Consider the following 18,026-nt stretch of genomic DNA (forward strand, 5'->3'; position numbering starts at 1 on the left):
TTTAATTTGGGAAACTGTACCACGCTTTAACTCGTTTCTAATTGTATTAGAAGCTCTACCTAGACGTTTTGCAATAGCATAAGGCGACATTCCTTCGGAATGTAACAATGCAATTTGACCACGCTCATAAGCATTTAGGTGTTTATTTTTTCGGGATTTTGGTGTATCATTTAAGTAGTCCATAGTGTGCACCCTCCTGTAATTTTTTGTTTTGTGGTGATTCAATTATATTACAGTTTGGTCCACTATGGGCATTTTTTTATTAGTTCAATTTAATTATACAATCAACCAAATTAATAATTTATTAAAATATCAACATAATATAATTAATATATAGAAGTTTTACTTTACTACACTAAAACAATAAAATAAACGAATATTAATAAATGTTGGAACAATAAAAATTCGACTTATCGTTGACATTTATTTTGTAATTTGCTATCATATTAATGTTGGATAATAATTTCCTAACATTAGATTTTGGTTATTAATTATTGTTTATAAATAGTTATTAATTTAAATTTTATAAATTGTAGTTAGTAACTGAAGTTTTTAATGAAAGAGTGATAAAATTAATCGCTAGGAGGATCAAGTAAATGATTACCCGTTATTCATTAGATAAGATGGAAAAAGTTTGGAGTGAAGAAAACAAGTTTGAAAAATGGTTAGAAATTGAGATTGCTGTCTGTGAAGCTTTAGCAGAAGTAGGAGAGATTCCTAAAGCAGATGTGGAAAATATTAAGAAGAATGCTACCTTTGAGGTAGATAGGATTAAGGAGATAGAACAAGAGACTAGACATGATATTTTAGCTTTTTTGACAGCTGTAGCAGAGAGTTTAGGTGAAGAGTCTAAATATATACATATGGGACTAACTTCTTCAGATATTAAAGATACTGCTAGGGCTCTACAGATGAAAGAATCTGTAGAATTAATTTTAAAAGATTTAGTTTTAGTTAAAGATGTTTTAGCAGAGCAAGCTAAGAAATATAAGATGAGGGTAATGATTGGTCGAACTCATGGAGTTCATGCTGAGCCTGTAACCTTAGGTTTGAAATTAGCTAACTGGTATTCTGAAATAAATAGAAATATAGAAAGAGCTAAGGAATTATTAACTAGAGTTAGTATTGGCAAAATTTCAGGTGCTGTAGGAACCTTTGCTAATATAAGTCCTAAAGTAGAAGAGATAGCTTGTGAAAAGTTAGGGATTAAAGCTGCAGCAATATCTTCTCAAATTTTACAAAGAGATAGGCATGCTGAATATTTAAGTGTTTTGGCAATTATAGCTAGTTCTTTAGATAAATTTGCTACTGAGATTAGAAACTTACAACGAACAGACATCTTAGAAATTGAAGAAAGCTTTAAGAAAGGTCAAAAGGGTTCTTCGGCAATGCCTCATAAGAAGAATCCAATTGTTTGTGAAAGAATTTCTGGATTATCTAGAGTTGTAAAAGCTAATACTAATGTTGGTTTTGACAATGTTAATTTGTGGCATGAAAGAGATTTAACTCATTCTTCACCAGAACGTGTAGTGCTACCAGATAGTAGTATTTTAATTGATTACATGTTAACTAAATTTGCTGATGTAGTTAAGAATCTAGCTGTACATGAAGATAATATGGAGGCAAATTTAGCCAAAACAAAAGGTCTTATCTTTTCGCAAAAAGTTATGTTATCTTTAGTAGATAAAGGTCTATTAAGAGATGATGCTTATGCTATTGTACAGCGTAATGCTCTTGAAGCTTGGAATAGTAAGAAGACTTTTAAAGAACTATTATTGGCTGATAGTGAATTAGTAAAACATATGAATAAGAAAGAAGTAGAAGATATCTTTGATTACAAGTATCATTTACAAAATATAGATGTTATTTATGATAGATTAGGATTAAGTTAATATTATACAATAAAAATTTATTATGTGATTGTATAGGGGGATTTATAAATGTCAACTATAGTTGTAGTAGGAACCCAATGGGGAGATGAGGGAAAAGGTAAGATCACAGATATGATAGGTGAAGAAACTGATGCAGTAGTTCGATATCAAGGTGGTAATAATGCTGGACATACTGTTGTAGTAGGAGATAAAGAATATAAACTGCATTTGATTCCTTCTGGAATTTTATATGATAATACAAAATGTGTAATTGGTAATGGGGTAGTTATTGATCCTAAAGTACTAATTGAAGAGTTAGATTATTTAGCTGAAAAAGGTGTAGAGGTTAATAATTTATATATAAGTTCAAAAGCACATTTGATTATGCCTTATCACAGATCATTAGATAAAGCAGAAGAGATTAGAAAAGCTAATGCTAAGATTGGTACAACTGGAAAGGGTATTGGACCAGTTTATATGGATAAGATTGGACGCTTTGGAATTAGAGTAGAAGATTTACTAGATGAAAATGTCTTTAGAGCAAAGGTTGTAGAAGCAATTGAATTAAAGAATTTAATTTTAGAAAAAGTTTATGGTTTAGATACTTTTGAGGCTGAGGATATAGTAGAGGAGTATTTAGGATATGTTAGTCGTATTGAAGATTATATTACTGATACTTCTTTATTGATTAACCAAGAGATAGAGGCAGGGAATAATATCTTATTTGAAGGAGCTCAAGGAACTTTACTTGACATTGATCATGGTACTTATCCGTTTGTAACTTCATCTAATCCAACTGCTGGAGGAGTTTGTAGTGGTACAGGTGTAGGCCCAACTAAAATAGATGAAATTTTAGGTATTGTCAAGGCTTACACTACTAGAGTAGGAGAAGGTCCTTTTCCTACCGAATTAGAAGATAATATTGGTGAGTATTTAAGAGAGAAAGGTCATGAATTTGGAACGACTACAGGGAGGGCAAGGCGTTGTGGTTGGTTTGATGCAATAATTGTTAAATATGCAGCTCGTATCAATGGATTAACAGGTTTAGCAATTACTAAGTTAGATGTATTAGATGATTTAGAAGAGATCAAAATTTGTACCGGTTATGAGTATAAAGGTGAAGTGATTACAGAATTCCCAACTAAAGAGGAAGTTCTAAAAGAATGTAAGCCAGTATATGAAACTTTGCCTGGATGGAAATCTAAAACAAGTGATATTAAAGATTATGATAAGTTACCTGAGAATGCTAAAAAATATTTAGCTAGGATTTCTGAATTGACAGATACTAAGATATCAATTTTGTCTATAGGTCCTAAAAGAAATCAAACAATAGTATTAGATAATCTATTAAATAAATAGTAGTTTAGTTGACAATAATTAATATTTTAGGTAGTATAGAAGTATAAAGTATAATAAACAAAATAAAATACAAGATTATATAACTGGTGGATTACATGGAATTAACCATGGGGAAGTATAATCTTTAGTTAAATCGCCCACCTGGATAATAAATATTCATTATCCAGGTGGGTTTTTGTGTGTGCCTCGTAGATTTAGTAAACAGTAGGTGAAAATCCTATCCATGCTGTTTTCGCCAGTACGGTGTGTGAAATCAACAGTAGCAGGGTGTCTACCGTGAGGTAGAATCTGAAGAGTTTGAGATGAGCAATCAGTCCGGAACAATATGTGAACCAGAGGTGGCATTTAGCTTTGGCGACCCGCCATAAAAACGGGGAAGTCCAATGTTAGCTTGGGGCTCTGTACAAAGGAGAGACAGGTAGCGCTGGTAAATACGTGTAACTGGAAGTGCCCATGTTAGAAAACTAGGTGTGATTAGGGTCGGAATGATTGTAGGGTTTACGTAATTGACCGAGGGAATCTCTAATATAATTCTTTATAGAAATCTATAGAGATAAGTGATGGTATAACTCCAACAGGAAAGCCAGAGTGATGATATATTAGAGTTCAGAAGATATCATAGTAGTGAGAAAAAAATCAACGAAAGTTGATTATAGCGAAGGATATCTAGGTTATTGAAGTTTAAGATTTGATTACTAATGATATCTTAATTTTGAGTGGTTTAAACACTAGTACTATAGTGGGTTCTAGTAGAATTACAAACAGGAAATCATAACTGTAAAGTATGGATAACCTAGAGAACACCATAACCTAAGTAATGGTAAACTGAGAGGTGCGATTGGTGAGAGCTTAGAGACGTGCTCAGGAGTGCTATGAATATAGGGATTAAGATATTAAGGTGAGACAGGAAGAACTAGTAAGTAGTGAAGTTAGGATAGGTGTTAAAATTTCGAACTCTATATAGTTTGAAGGATAAAATCACAAAGAAATTTCACTTATATATTGCAGGACAAAAAGTACTGGATAATGGTGGCTGTGGTGGAGTTGATAATGTAAGCATAGAAGAGTTTAAAAATAATTACAAGATGAATATGCGAGAACTTCATAGACAGCTGATAGAGAATACTTACGAGCCATTACCAGTGTTACGGACGTACATTTCCAAAGGAAATGGAGAAAAGAGACCACTAGGTATTCCAGTAATCAAAGATAGAATTGCTCAACAAGCAGTGAGGCAAGTACTAGAAATATACTTTGAGCGAGAATTTTGTGAATGTTCCTTTGGTTTCAGACCTAATAGGTCTGCTCACGATGCGATAGAAAAGATAGAGAAATATAAAGAACAAGGTTACTACTGGGTGGTAGACGCAGACATTAAATCTTATTTTGATACTATAGACCATGAGTTATTAATGGATTTTATAGCGGAATATATAAGTGATGGTTGGGTATTAGATATTATCAGGTCATGGCTGACAATTGGAGTTATGACTGAAGAAGGTAGAGAAGAAACTAGAGAAGGGACACCTCAAGGAGGTGTCATCTCTCCTCTATTAGCTAATATCTATTTACATTACTTTGATAAGAAAATGACTCGTCGAGGTTACAAAATAGTCCGCTTTGCTGACGACTTTGTAATCTTAACTAAAAATAAGCGCAAAGCAAAGAGAGCGTTAAAAGTTACCCGTAAAATTATAGAGGATGAATTGAAGTTGAAACTTCATCCTCGTAAGACGGTAGTAACTAACTTTTATGATGGATTTGAATTTCTAGGATTCAAATTTCACCATTCTGAATACAAGAGACCTAAAGATAAAGCAATAACAAAATTCAAAAACAAAGTAAGAAAGATTACTAGAAGAACTAGACCTTTTCCTGTAGAAGTAATAATTGCAAAATTAAATCCAGTTTTGAGAGGTTGGGGTAACTATTTCAAGATAGGAAATGTGAAGACTTTGTTTACGAGGTTGGATAAATGGATTAGAATGAGAATGCGTTCGTTTATCGAAAAGAAAAAGGCGATAATGTATCAAAATTATCGCTTTTCAAATAGTTATCTAAGAGATAAAGGACTTCAATCATTACTTACTGATGTGCTCTAATTAAGGGTAAAATATACATCTATGGTAACATAGAGTCGAAGACTTACTCTCTGATAAGGAGCACCAATAACCGAAAGCTGTATACGGGAAAACCGTACGTACAGTTTGACAAGGGGTCCCAGCCGTGAGGCTGGTCCTACTTTATTATGATATAAAGATTTTAATTTTTTTTAAAGATAATTAAGTTCAATTGAACATTGATAAATTAATAACAAAAAATATTGTTTAAATTATCATTTGAATCTGAATTGTTTGAAAATTTTATTTATTCACTAAAAAATTAAATTAATTGACTATAAAAATAGCTTATGTTATTATTGAGACAAGTTAAATAATTATCATTACTAAAAAGAATAGATATATATTTAACAATGATAGATTTTAAACTTTAGTTAGTTAATTAAAAATTTCTATAATGTGATGTATTTAATAGTATACTAATTAAAGTAATGATAATATATATTCGACTTGTATAGTTATATAATTTAATTAGCAGTTGAATGAGAAGAGTATGATATATTTGAAGTTCTTATTCGATTATGCTATAATTTGTTTGTAACGATAATTATTATCATTTAATAAGAATATAAGGAGGAAACTCTAATGAGTAAATTTAAGAGTGGTAAATGGCAAGATGAAGTTGATGTTAGGGACTTTGTTCAGAGAAATTATCTTCCATATGAAGGTGATGATTCTTTTTTAGCAGGTCCAACTGAAAGAACTACAAAGATTTGGGAAAAGTGTTCTGAATTAATTTGGAAAGAAATCGAAAATGATGGGGTATTAGATGTAGATGCTAATACAGTAGCTGATATTAATGCTTATGATGCAGGATATATAGATGAAGATTTAGAGAAGATAGTTGGGTTACAAACTGATGCACCTTTAAAGAGAACCTTAAATGTTTATGGTGGAATCAGAATGGCTAATCAAGCAGCTGAAGCTTATGGTTATGAAGTAAGTGATAAGATTAAAGAGATCTTTACGACTTATAGAAAAACTCATAATGATGGTGTTTTTGATGTATATAATCCTGAATTAAGGGAGATTCGTCGTTCTGGTGTAATTACTGGTTTACCAGATGCTTATGGCCGTGGAAGAATTATTGGTGATTATAGGCGTATAGCTTTATATGGTATTGATAAATTAATTGAAGATAAAGATCAAGATAAGACTAACTTAACTGGTCCAATGACTGAAGAAGTTATTCGTTTACGAGAAGAAGTTAGTGATCAAATTAAAGCATTGAAGAAATTAAAAGGTTTAGGAGAAACTTATGGATTAGAATTAGGTCGTCCAGCTGAAAATGCTCATGAAGCAATTCAATGGACTTATATGGGATATTTAGCAGCTATTCAAGAGAATAATGGTGCTGCAATGTCTTTAGGTAGAGTTTCTGAATTCTTCGATATCTATATTGAAAATGATATTAAAGAAGGTAAATTAACAGAGTCAGAAGCACAGGAATTAGTTGATGATTTTGTAGTTAAATTAAGATTAGCTCGTCAATTAAGAACACCAGCTTATAATGAATTATTCAGTGGAGATCCACTTTGGGTAACATTAGTTGTTGGAGGTATGGGAATTGATGGTCGCCCATTAGTAACTAAGACAAGCTTCAGAATTTTAAATACATTATATAACTTAGGACCAGCACCAGAACCAAACTTAACAGTTTTATGGTCTGAAAGATTACCAGAAGGATTTAAAAACTTCTGTGCTAAGGTTTCTAAAGATACAAGTTCAATCCAATATGAAAATGATTGTATTATGAGACCTAACTTTGGTGATGACTATAGTATTGCATGTTGTGTATCTGCTATGGATTCAGGTAAGCATATTCAATACTTTGGTGCTAGATGTAACTTACCTAAAACATTACTTTATGCGTTAAATGGTGGTAGAGATGAAAAGACTGGTGTACAAGTGGGGCCAGAATTTGCTGCTTATGATGGTGATGTTTTAGAATTTGATAAAGTAATGGAACAATTTGATAGATTCTTAGATTGGTTAACTGAAAAGTATGTAGATGCTTTAAATATTATTCACTACATGCATGATAAGTATGCTTATGAAGCAGTACAAATGGCATTACATGATACAGAAGTAGGAAGAATTATGGGATTTGGTGTTGCTGGACTATCAATTATTGCTGACTCCTTAAGTGCTATTAAATATGCAACAGTTAAGCCAATTAGAAATGATGAAGGAATTATAGTTGATTTTGAAATCGAAGGAGACTTCCCTAAATATGGTAACGATGATGATCGTGCTGATAAATTAGCTGTAGATGTTGTTAAGAGATTTATGACTAAATTAGAAAATCATAAATTGTATAGAAATGCTGAACATTCTATGTCTATTTTAACAATTACTTCAAATGTAGTTTATGGTAAGAAGACTGGTGCTACTCCTGATGGACGTAAATTAGGAGAACCATTTGCTCCAGGTGCAAATCCAATGCATGGACGTGATACTTCTGGTGCTATTGCATCATTAAACTCTGTTGCTAAAATACCATATGACTATTGTCAAGATGGTATTTCTAACACATTCTCTATTGTTCCTAAAGCTTTAGGTGCTGATGAGAATGAGCAGGTTAATAACTTAGTTTCCATTTTAGATGGATACTTTGATCAAGAAGCTCATCACTTGAATGTAAATGTACTTCAAAGAGAAACATTATTAGATGCAGTAGAGCATCCAGAGAAATATCCACAATTAACAATTAGGGTTTCTGGATATGCAGTTAACTTCATTAGATTAACTCCAGAGCAACAACAGGAAGTAATTGCTCGTACGTTCCATAAGAGTATGTAATTGAATAGATTTAATTAGGAAATTAGGGGATGAATTGTTCATCTCCTAATTTCTTTTATATTATTTTTAGTTATAGATATTAAGATTTAAAGTTAAACTTAAGAATGATAAAGCGATACTTCAAGTAACTAGTAAAAAGTGACGAGTAACCAGTAAATAACTTAACTTCTCACCTGTTGCTAGTCACTCGTTACTGTCGTTTTATACTATGCTAAAAATTAGTCTCAAAGAATGATAATTATAAAAATGGAGGGGTTAATATGACTAAAGGCTGGATTCATTCAGTTGAAAGTTTAGGAACTCAAGATGGGCCTGGGATTAGATATGTAATTTTTACACAAGGGTGTCCGTTAAGATGTAAGTATTGTCATAATCCTGATACTTGGTGTATGACTGATGGGCAAGAAATTGAAGTTGAAGATTTACTGGATAAAATTTTACGCTGTAAAAGTTATATTGATAAATCCAATGGTGGAGTAACAATTTCAGGTGGAGAGCCAACACTACAGGTTGAATTTTTATCTGAATTATTAAGAAGATGTCAAGAGGAAGGTATTCATACAGCTGTTGATACTTCAGGTTATGTTGATCAAGATAAATTTTTAGACTTAATGCCAGATATTGATTTAGTATTATTGGATATTAAACATATTAATGATGTAGAACATCAAGAATTAACAGGGGTTAGTAATGAAAAAATATTAAAGACTTTGAAATTGTTAGAAGATAATCAGAAAAATTTTTGGGTTAGACATGTTGTGGTTCCAGGAATAAATGATAGTATTAAATATATTGAAGAGTTATCAGATTTATTAGAAGAATTTAATTATTTAGAGAAAGTTGAGTTAATTGCCTATCATGAATTAGGAGTTCATAAGTGGGAGACAATCGGCTTAGATTATGAGCTGGCAGATGTAGAACCACCAAAAGAAGAAGATATGAAGAAGTTTAGAGATATATTTATTAAAAAAGGTATTAATACAGTGATTAAGTAAAGGGATATCAATATTTTATTTCTTTAATCATAAAGATTTGTTTTGAATATTAATCTCTAGTTGTTGTCATACTAATATAAAAACATATAAATTAGGAGTGGCAGTTATGATAAAAAAGAGGTTAGTTTTACTAATTATAGCTCTAATGCTTATGCAATTAATTGGGTGCAGCGGAGGTAATAAAAGTAGTAATCAAAGTCAAAACAAGAGTAATCAGCCACCAAGTTCATTAGTAGATATTAGTATGACTGCAGATAAGATAATTAATAAATTGGAAGAAGAATATAAGAAATTAGAAGAAAAGAAGAAAGAACCTAATAATGAAACTAGTAAAGATCAGTCTAAAGAAAAGAAGAAAAAAGATAAAAAGTCTAATCCAGAAGATAAATCAGAATCAGAAAGCCAAGAAAAAAAGCAACTAGATAATACCTGGAAAAAGATAAATGAAGAAATTAAAAGTTTGCATCAAAGTTGGAATAGTTATGAAAGTAAAGAAGAGATGATTGAAGCAACACAAGTAAATATGATTGAAAAGGAATTAAATAGCTTAACAGAAATAGCAAGTGCTGAAAATATACTTGCATCTTTACTTAAAGCTAACCAATTTAACTTAACTATATCAGATTTATATGAGAATTATAATGGTAAAGCAAAAGGATATATAAATAAAATAGAGTCTTATGCTAAAGAAATAATCTATTTAAGCTATATGAATCAAAATAAAGAAAATAAAAATAAACAGTTAGAAGATTTATCAAAAATTAAAGAATTGATTCCTCGACTAGAAGTTAAGTTTGAAGAAGATAAAAAAGCTAAAGAAAAAGTTAAGGAGTTAAAGAATGCAGTAAATGATTTAGAACAATCTGTTCAAGAAGATATTAAGGAAGTAGTTAAAGTTAAGGGAGAAATGGTTGCTAAGAAGGTTAAGGAATTGAAAAAGTAATTTAACTACAAAAAAAGAGCAGATCAGAGTAATTACTCTGATCTGCTCTTTTTTATGTGATTTTTTATAGTAGAAGATTATAGAACAAGGATTTTTTTAGGTAGAGTAGAATATAATTAAACGTGTCTATTTATAGAACAATAGTATTTTTATGGAATTTGGGTTAAGGCAGTGAGAAGAGATTTATTTAATTATTTTTAATTTTATCATTTAATGATAAAAAATTGAGGAGGAGATTATGAGTAATTATCCATCAAGAGTATTTGAGAAGGTTGTATCAAGAAATCCTAATGAACCAGAATTTCATCAAGCTGTGAAAGAAGTACTAGAATCTTTGGAAGTAGTTTTTGATAAGCATCCTGAATATGAAGAGTTAGGTATTTTAGAGAGAATTGTTGAACCTGAAAGACAGATTATGTTTAGGGTACCATGGGTAGATGATAATGGAGATGTGCAGGTTAATCGTGGTTTTAGAATTGAATTTAATAGTGTACTTGGCCCATATAAAGGGGGTTTAAGATTTCATCCTTCAGTATATGATGGGATTATTAAGTTTTTAGGTTTTGAGCAGATTTTTAAGAATGCTTTAACTGGTCGCCCAATTGGTGGTGGTAAAGGAGGTAGTGATTTTAATCCTAAAGGTAAATCAGATGGAGAAGTTATGAGATTTTGTCAAAGTTTCATGACTGAACTTTGTCGACATATTGGTCCAAATACTGATGTTCCTGCTGGAGATATTGGTGTTGGTGGACGTGAAATAGGATATATGTTTGGGCAATATAAGAGAATAAAGAACTCCTTTGATGCAGGAGTATTAACTGGTAAAGGTTTAGGCTGGGGTGGAAGTCTTGCTAGAACAGAAGCTACTGGCTATGGCTTGGTGTATATAGTAGAAGAGATGCTAAAAGATAATGCTGATAGTTTTGCAGATAAGACTGTTGTGATTTCTGGTTCTGGAAATGTTGCCATTTATGCAACGGAGAAAGTACAGCAATTAGGTGGAAAAGTAGTAGCTGTTAGTGATTCTGGTGGGTATGTATATGATCCAGAAGGAATTAAATTAGATACAGTTAAAAGAATAAAAGAGGTTGAAAGAGGTAGAATTAAAGAATATGTCAAAGAACACCCTTCCGCTGAGTTTGTTGCAGATAGTTCTGCTATTTGGATGATAGATTGTGATATTGCTTTACCATGTGCTACTCAAAATGAGTTAGATGGAGAATCAGCTAAGACTCTTGTAGCTAATGATGTAATAGTTGTAGGAGAAGGTGCTAATATGCCTTGTACGCCAGAGGCTGTTGAGATATTACAAGAGAGTAAAATAGGATTTATACCAGGAAAAGCAGCTAATGCTGGTGGTGTAGCCACTTCAGCTCTAGAAATGACCCAAAATGCTATGTGGGATTCTTGGAGTTTTAAAAAGGTTGATTCAAAATTAGAAGATATTATGGTTGATATTTATAAAATTATAAGTACAACAGCTAAAGAGTATGGTAAGCCAGGAGATTTAGTTGCAGGTGCTAATATTGCAGGATTCTTGAAAGTAGCAAATGCTATGATTAATCAAGGCGTAGTATAATAAGATAAATATACTAATTAAACAGCTCAGAAATGGGCTGTCTAATTTTTTAACTGATATAATTGATAAAATTTTGTAAATAAAGGAGGTAAATATTATCTATCATAGAATGATATAATAATATGTAATAATTTATACAATTAATATATTTATTGATTTTATATTCTATATTGTAGAAGGAGATGTAATAATGATTAATAGAGTTCAATTTAATAAAAAAGTTATGGTATTAGTAGTTATAATGATCTTATTATTTAGTCAGTTGGGAGATGCCCAAAAAACAAACAATAATCAAAAATTAGTTTATCCATATCATAGAGTATTAACTAGTGGTTTGCTAACAGGATATCAGAAATTGATTAGTCCTTCTAATCAAGCAAGTTGTCCAATGTATCCTACAGATTCAGGGTATGCTAAAGAAGCTTTTAAAAGATACAATCCAGCAATAGCATTGCTAAAGACTTCGGATAGATTATTACGTTGTGGTAATGATGTAGGGAACTATAATACTGTAAATTTAAATGGAATGACTAGATATGCTGATCCTGTAGATTATAGCTCTACTGAGGAGAAAATTATATTAAGCTATAATTATAAAGATGAATTTAATATGGATAGAGTTAAGAATTATGATAATATAAATGCTGATTTACTATATCAATTTGCTAAAAAGTTAGAGGTTGATAAAAAATATGAGAGAGCACTGATTGAATATGAAAGGTTATTATCATATTATCCTGAGAGTATTTATAGAGCAAATACTTTAAAATCAATCTTTAACATCTTATATAAGCAAGAGAAGTACATAGAAGCAATCTCTTTAGGTAAAAGAATTTTAAGTTCTAAAGATAAAAAATTAGTTAATATCACAGAATTTGATTTTTTTATTGGAGCTGCTTATTTTAGAATTGCTAATTTTAGATTGGCTAGAGATTATTTTAATCAAGTTGAAGTAAAAGACAAAGGTATTCTAAGGGATAAGGCTTATTTGTTAGACGGTTTATCTTTTGCCCAAGAAGAGAAATGGGAAGAAGCAAAATTAAAATTTGAGAAAATTAACTCTACTTCTAAGTTATATAAAGTTGCTCAGAAGTCAGTTGCTTTAGCTTCAGAAGGAAGGTATTTGAAATATAAGAATCCTAAAATAGCTGGAGTCTTAGGGATTGTTCCAGGACTAGGATATTTATATAGTGGATATAAAAGTACTGCATTATCTTCTTTATTGGTTAATAGTTTATTTATGCTAAGTACTAAACAAGCTTTTGATAATGATAATGAATCTTTAGGTACCTTAGTTGGAATTTTTGGAGTTAGTTTTTATGCTGGTAATATATATGGTTCTATAGAAACAGCTAAAAGAACTAATAAGAAGATAAAAAAAGATCATTTATTAAAGTTTAAATTTTATTTTGGCTATTAAATGTTAATAATCAATTCTTTATCTTAATATAGAAATTAATTTTGGGGGGATTCCAATGTTAAGAACAAACAAATTATTTTCAAAAGCTATGATTTTTACATTAATTTTAACTTTTTCAGTAGTATTTATGATGCCGCAAGGTGTTTTGGCAGCAGAAAAAATTAGATTAAGTTCAGGAACACCTGTATTATTGCAATTAAATGATACATTAACTGCAGATACTGTGAATATGGGAGATGAAGTTGCTCTTACTGTAGTTCAAGATGTAGTTGTAGATGGTAAAGTTGTAATTAAGGCTGGTAGTACTGCTTTTGCTACAATTACTGCGGCTGAAGATAACGGTTTTTTAGGTAAAGCAGGTAAGATGGGATTAAAAGTTAATTCTGTAACTACAGTAGATGGAACTAGTGTAGCTTTATCTGGAACTAGATTTATTCAAGGTGAAGATAAATCTACAATGTCAGTTGTAGTTGGAGTATTCATTTGTGCACCATTTTTACTAATGAAAGGTGAAGAGGCTGTTATTCCAGCTAATACTACAATTCAATCTAGAATTAGTGGAACCTATACTATAACTGTAAAGTAGATATTTAAAGTGATAGAGAATTGATTTAAAAAGCCCACCTCTGAACAATTTCAGATTGTGGGTTTTTATATTAATTATTATTAAATTTTAATTTGAGGAGCTTCTTATGTTTAGAAAATTTATTAAAATTAGCTTAATTTTATTTTTGCTTTTAATACTTTTTAATATAATGGTTCTTGCTTATGATAATTTTATTGAAGAATATCAACTTAATAATTTATATGGATATAAATTATTAAAAGATGAACAATATGAAGAAGCTATAGAGTTCTTTTTAAAATCTACCAAGTTGAATCCAGATTATGCTGTAGCTTATAATAATTTAGGATCTAGTTATTATAGGTTAAAAAAATATGAACAAGCTATTGATGAATTTAAGAAAGCTATAGATTTAGAAAAGAATTATACTAAAGCTTATATTAATTTAGCATCCTGTTATTTTTGGAAAGGCAAATATTTTTCTGCTTATCGTTATTATTTAAAAGGAAAAAAGATAGATGAAGATTATGTAGAAAAGAGATTAGATTTGGAAGAGGCTAAAGCTAAAGTAGAAGAAAAGATGAAAAACAATCCTGATGATAAAAAGCTAAAAGAGATATATAATAAGTTATTAGAGTACGAAAATAATAATAATTAAGTTAACCACAGGGTGAATTTTATTTCTTAGTTTTACTTTAATCTTCGTATTATATATTGACTAGAGAACTTTAATTTGTTATTATATGACTGTAACAGTCGAATATACCTCATATAATAGTGAGAATAAGGCTCACAAGTTTCTACCGGGTAGCCGTAAACTACCTGCCTATGAGGGAAGTGTACCTAGGGTTCCGTACTAAAGAGCAATTGAAAATGTATAATTGAGAATTGATAATTTAGATATAATACCTTTAAATTTTTTAAGGCTTTAATTATCAATTGTTAATTAGCAATTGTTTTTAAGTTGTCTGGTCCAAGCGGTACAGGTATTAATGTTTAATAGCTATACACTTAGCTGATTATATATTACACCGAAGGGATAAAAGCCCAGGCGGGGAGGTTCTACTCTGAGTTTAGTAGAAGTTCCCCTGCCTGGGTTTTTGTATTTAAATAAAGAATATGAAAGAATATTAATTTCATCGGGCATAGTAAAATTATGAAAATGGAGGGGTTAGATGAAAGTTTTAGTTATAGGAAATGGTGGCCGTGAGCATGCTTTAGTATGGAAGTTAAAACAAAGTAACAGAGTAGAGAAGATATTTGTTGCTCCGGGAAATGCTGGAACGAAAAATTTAGCTGAAAATATAGATATAGAGGCAAGTGATATTAATAAATTAATTGATTTTGTTAAAAAGGAAAAAATTGATCTAACAGTTGTTGGCCCAGAAGCTCCTTTAGTAACAGGAATAGTGGATGCCTTTGAAGCAGAGGGGTTGAAAATATTTGGACCTAATAAAGCTGCTGCTCAATTAGAAGGTAGTAAAGTTTTTTCTAAAAATTTCATGAAAAAATATAGTATACCTACAGCAAAGTATGAGACATTTACAAATGTAGATAATGCAATTAGCTATATAAAAGAAGAAGGAGCACCTATTGTAGTTAAAGCTGAAGGGTTGGCAGCAGGTAAAGGAGTAATTGTAGCTCAAACAGTAGATGAAGCTATTGCAGCTGTAGAGGAGATTATGGTCAATGAGAAGTTTGGCGAGGCTGGAGAGAGAATTGTAATTGAAGAATTCTTAGCTGGAGAAGAAGCAACGGTTTTAGCTTTTACTGATGGAAATACTATTGTTCCAATGATTCCTTCTCAAGATCATAAGCCTGCTTATGATGGAGATCAAGGACCTAACACTGGAGGGATGGGAGCTTATGCACCAGCACCAATAGCTACAGAAAATTTAATGTCAAAGGTTTATCAGGAGATCTTAGTACCAACCATTGAAGGCCTAAAGGAAGAAGGTATTATTTTCAAAGGAGTTCTTTATAGTGGATTGATGGTTGTAGATGGAAAAGCGAAGGTGATTGAATATAATGTTCGTTTCGGTGATCCAGAAGCAGAGGTGGTATTACCTTTATTAAAAAATGATTTAGTAGATGTTATAGAAGCAACAATAGAAGATAGATTAGATCAAGTTGATATAGAATGGCTTGAAAAAACAGCAGTATGTGTAATTATGGCTTCAGGGGGATATCCAGTTAGATATGAGAAGGGAAAAGAGATTTCTGGTATAGAGGAAGCTGAATCTGAAGATATAGTAGTATTTCAAGCGGGTACTGCTTTAAAAGATGATAAGTTAGTAACAGCAGGAGGAAGGGTTTTAGGAGTAACTGCTTTAGGTAATGATTATCAAGATACTATCGATAAGGCTTATGAAGGGGTTAAGCAAATAGACTTTGCTGCTGCACATTATAGAACAGATATTGGAGCTAAAGCGGTTAAATAGTAGTGACGAGTGAAGAGTAACGAGTTTTTGATAGTTAGTTATTGCTATTAAATCTTTTACTGCTTACCTGTCACTGCTTACTCGTTACTATACAAAAAGTGAGGTGTTAAAGTGTTTGAAGATCCAACTAAGCAGAAAATTGGAATTGTCGGTGGTGGACAGCTGGGAAAAATGATGATATTAGAAGCTAAGAAGATGAATTTTTATGTTAGTATTTTAGATCCTACACCTAACTGTCCAGCCCATAGTATAGCTGACGATCATATTGTGGCTGATTTTGATAATGAACAAGCCATTAGAGAGTTAGCAGATAAATCTGATGTTTTAACTTATGAATTTGAGCATATAGGTGTAGAAGCACTAAAGAAACTTGAAGAAGAAGGGTGTAAAATATATCCTACTGTTAAAAGCTTAGAGATAATTCAGAATAAATATCATCAAAAAAAATTATTAGCTCAAAATAATATCCCAATTCCAGATTTTATATCGGTTTCAAATATAGATGATATTAAAAGTGCAGGAAAAGAGTTTTCTTATCCAATGATGTTAAAAAGCTGTACTGGTGGCTATGATGGTAAGGGTAATGCTGTAATTAACAATTTAGATGAGATAAAGTCGGCTTATGAGAGCTTAGGGGCAGGAGAGTTTGAGTTGATGGTAGAAAGATTTGTACCTTTTAGTAAAGAGATATCTATTTTAGCTTGTCGAGGAATTGATGGAGAAATTGCGGTTTATCCTGTGGCTGAGAATGAGCATCAAGATAGTATTTTAATCGAAACAAAAGTTCCAGCTGAGATTTCGGAAAGCTTGAAAGAAGATGCTGTTAGATTAGCCTATCAGGTAATGGAAGTCTTTGAAGGTGTCGGTATTTTCTGTATTGAGATGTTTGTAACGGAAGATGAAAAATTATTAATTAATGAAATAGCACCAAGACCTCATAACTCTGGACATTATTCTATTGAGGGGTGTATTACTTCTCAGTTTGAGCAACATATTAGGGTGATTACTGGACTGCCTTTGGGATCAACAAGCTTATTAAGGCCAATAGTAATGAGAAATATTTTAGGAGAAGGTGAACAAGGAAAGGCTATAGTATACGGAATAAAAGAAGCCTTTAAAGAGTCTGATCTTAAAGTTCATATTTATGGTAAGGAGATATCTAAGCCTCAAAGGAAGATGGGGCATTTAACGGTAACAGCAGATAGAATAGAAGATGCTCTTGAGAAGGCTTTACAAGCAAGTAAGATAATTAAAATTAATGGAGAATAAAGTAGTAGAATATATAGTTGACAATGTATAATGTAGTATTATGATTTTAAGTACCTTCAAATAATCTAATTATCAATTATACATTTTGAATTCTAAATTTGAACAGGGAGGAATTAAGTTTATGAAAGCACTTGTGGGTATTATTATGGGAAGTGACTCTGATTTACCAGTAATGAAAGATGCAGCAAAGATTTTAGATGAATTTGGAGTACCTTATGAGATTACAGTTGTATCGGCTCATCGTACTCCACATCGTTTATATGATTATGCAGAAAATGCAGAGGAGAAAGGTTTAGAGGTCATTATTGCTGGGGCAGGAGGAGCAGCTCATTTACCAGGGATGGTTGCTTCTATTACTAGTCTTCCTGTAATAGGAGTTCCAGTCAAAACCTCAAAGCTGAGTGGTGTTGATTCATTATATTCAATTGTTCAAATGCCTGGAGGCGTTCCAGTAGCTACTGTAGCAATTAATGGTGCTAAAAATGCAGGCTTATTAGCTGTTCAAATCTTAGGAGCAGTAGATAAAGAGCTAAGAACTAAATACAAAACATATAAGAATGATATGAGAGAGATGGTTGAAGGTGTAGCAGAGAGGTTAGAGAGATTAGGTGCTGAAAAGTATCTAGAAGAGCAGGAGAAATAAAATGAATATTCTATATAAA

The 18,026-nt window shown here is 31.4% G+C and carries 14 protein-coding genes and 2 riboswitches; of the genes, 13 read left to right on the forward strand and 1 reads right to left on the reverse strand.

Annotated features, from left to right (window positions below; translation table 11 throughout):
- Positions 1-183: helix-turn-helix domain-containing protein (locus OREMA_RS0111650; RefSeq protein WP_018249445.1), on the reverse strand; the 183-nt coding region annotated here is incomplete at its 3' end.
- Between the two features lie 413 nt (positions 184-596).
- Between OREMA_RS0111650 and purB the strand changes: the two genes are divergently transcribed.
- The 13 genes from purB (at position 597) to purE (ending at position 18,007) form a co-directional block, all read left to right on the forward strand.
- Positions 597-1,892 (forward strand): adenylosuccinate lyase, encoded by a 1,296-nt coding sequence (gene purB / locus OREMA_RS0111655; protein ID WP_018249446.1) that lies wholly within the window; start codon positions 597-599, stop codon positions 1,890-1,892.
- A gap of 48 nt (positions 1,893-1,940) precedes the next feature.
- A complete protein-coding gene (locus tag OREMA_RS0111660) occupies positions 1,941-3,230 on the forward strand; it encodes an adenylosuccinate synthase (protein WP_018249447.1) in 1,290 nt (429 codons plus the stop codon).
- A 69-nt stretch (positions 3,231-3,299) separates the two neighbouring features.
- Positions 3,300-3,384: riboswitch (ZMP/ZTP riboswitch) on the forward strand.
- Positions 3,385-4,168: 784 nt separating this feature from the next.
- Positions 4,169-5,332 (forward strand): group II intron reverse transcriptase/maturase, encoded by a 1,164-nt coding sequence (ltrA, locus tag OREMA_RS0111665; RefSeq protein WP_018247545.1) that lies wholly within the window; start codon positions 4,169-4,171, stop codon positions 5,330-5,332.
- Positions 5,333-5,935: 603 nt separating this feature from the next.
- Positions 5,936-8,152 (forward strand): formate C-acetyltransferase, encoded by a 2,217-nt coding sequence (pflB, locus tag OREMA_RS0111670; RefSeq protein ID WP_018249448.1) that lies wholly within the window; start codon positions 5,936-5,938, stop codon positions 8,150-8,152.
- Between the two features lie 260 nt (positions 8,153-8,412).
- On the forward strand, positions 8,413-9,147 hold the full coding sequence (pflA, locus tag OREMA_RS0111675) for a pyruvate formate-lyase-activating protein (protein WP_018249449.1): 735 nt from the start codon (positions 8,413-8,415) through the stop codon (positions 9,145-9,147).
- Positions 9,148-9,253: 106 nt separating this feature from the next.
- The gene (locus OREMA_RS0111680) at positions 9,254-10,090 is read left to right on the forward strand and encodes a hypothetical protein (protein WP_018249450.1); all 837 of its coding nucleotides are present in this window, start codon (positions 9,254-9,256) and stop codon (positions 10,088-10,090) included.
- A 238-nt stretch (positions 10,091-10,328) separates the two neighbouring features.
- On the forward strand, positions 10,329-11,669 hold the full coding sequence (gene gdhA, locus OREMA_RS0111685; RefSeq protein WP_018249451.1) for an NADP-specific glutamate dehydrogenase: 1,341 nt from the start codon (positions 10,329-10,331) through the stop codon (positions 11,667-11,669).
- A gap of 190 nt (positions 11,670-11,859) precedes the next feature.
- Positions 11,860-13,089 (forward strand): membrane protein insertion efficiency factor YidD, encoded by a 1,230-nt coding sequence (yidD, locus tag OREMA_RS17715; protein WP_018249452.1) that lies wholly within the window; start codon positions 11,860-11,862, stop codon positions 13,087-13,089.
- A gap of 55 nt (positions 13,090-13,144) precedes the next feature.
- Entirely contained in the window at positions 13,145-13,675 is a 531-nt protein-coding gene (locus tag OREMA_RS17720; protein ID WP_018249453.1) for a hypothetical protein, read from the forward strand.
- 106 nt (positions 13,676-13,781) lie between these two features.
- Positions 13,782-14,312, forward strand: a complete 531-nt coding sequence (locus tag OREMA_RS18420) for a tetratricopeptide repeat protein (RefSeq protein WP_018249454.1) — start codon at positions 13,782-13,784, stop codon at positions 14,310-14,312.
- Between the two features lie 89 nt (positions 14,313-14,401).
- Positions 14,402-14,503: riboswitch (purine riboswitch) on the forward strand.
- A 326-nt stretch (positions 14,504-14,829) separates the two neighbouring features.
- Entirely contained in the window at positions 14,830-16,095 is a 1,266-nt protein-coding gene (gene purD, locus OREMA_RS0111705; RefSeq protein ID WP_018249455.1) for a phosphoribosylamine--glycine ligase, read from the forward strand.
- 111 nt (positions 16,096-16,206) lie between these two features.
- Positions 16,207-17,364: a 5-(carboxyamino)imidazole ribonucleotide synthase gene (locus OREMA_RS0111710; RefSeq protein WP_018249456.1), complete on the forward strand. Its 1,158-nt coding sequence runs from the start codon at positions 16,207-16,209 to the stop codon at positions 17,362-17,364.
- 121 nt (positions 17,365-17,485) lie between these two features.
- On the forward strand, positions 17,486-18,007 hold the full coding sequence (purE, locus tag OREMA_RS0111715) for a 5-(carboxyamino)imidazole ribonucleotide mutase (protein WP_018249457.1): 522 nt from the start codon (positions 17,486-17,488) through the stop codon (positions 18,005-18,007).
- Positions 18,008-18,026 lie beyond the last annotated feature (19 nt).

It is taken from the genome of Orenia marismortui DSM 5156, from assembly GCF_000379025.1.
Lineage (GTDB): Bacteria > Bacillota > Halanaerobiia > Halobacteroidales > Halobacteroidaceae > Orenia > Orenia marismortui.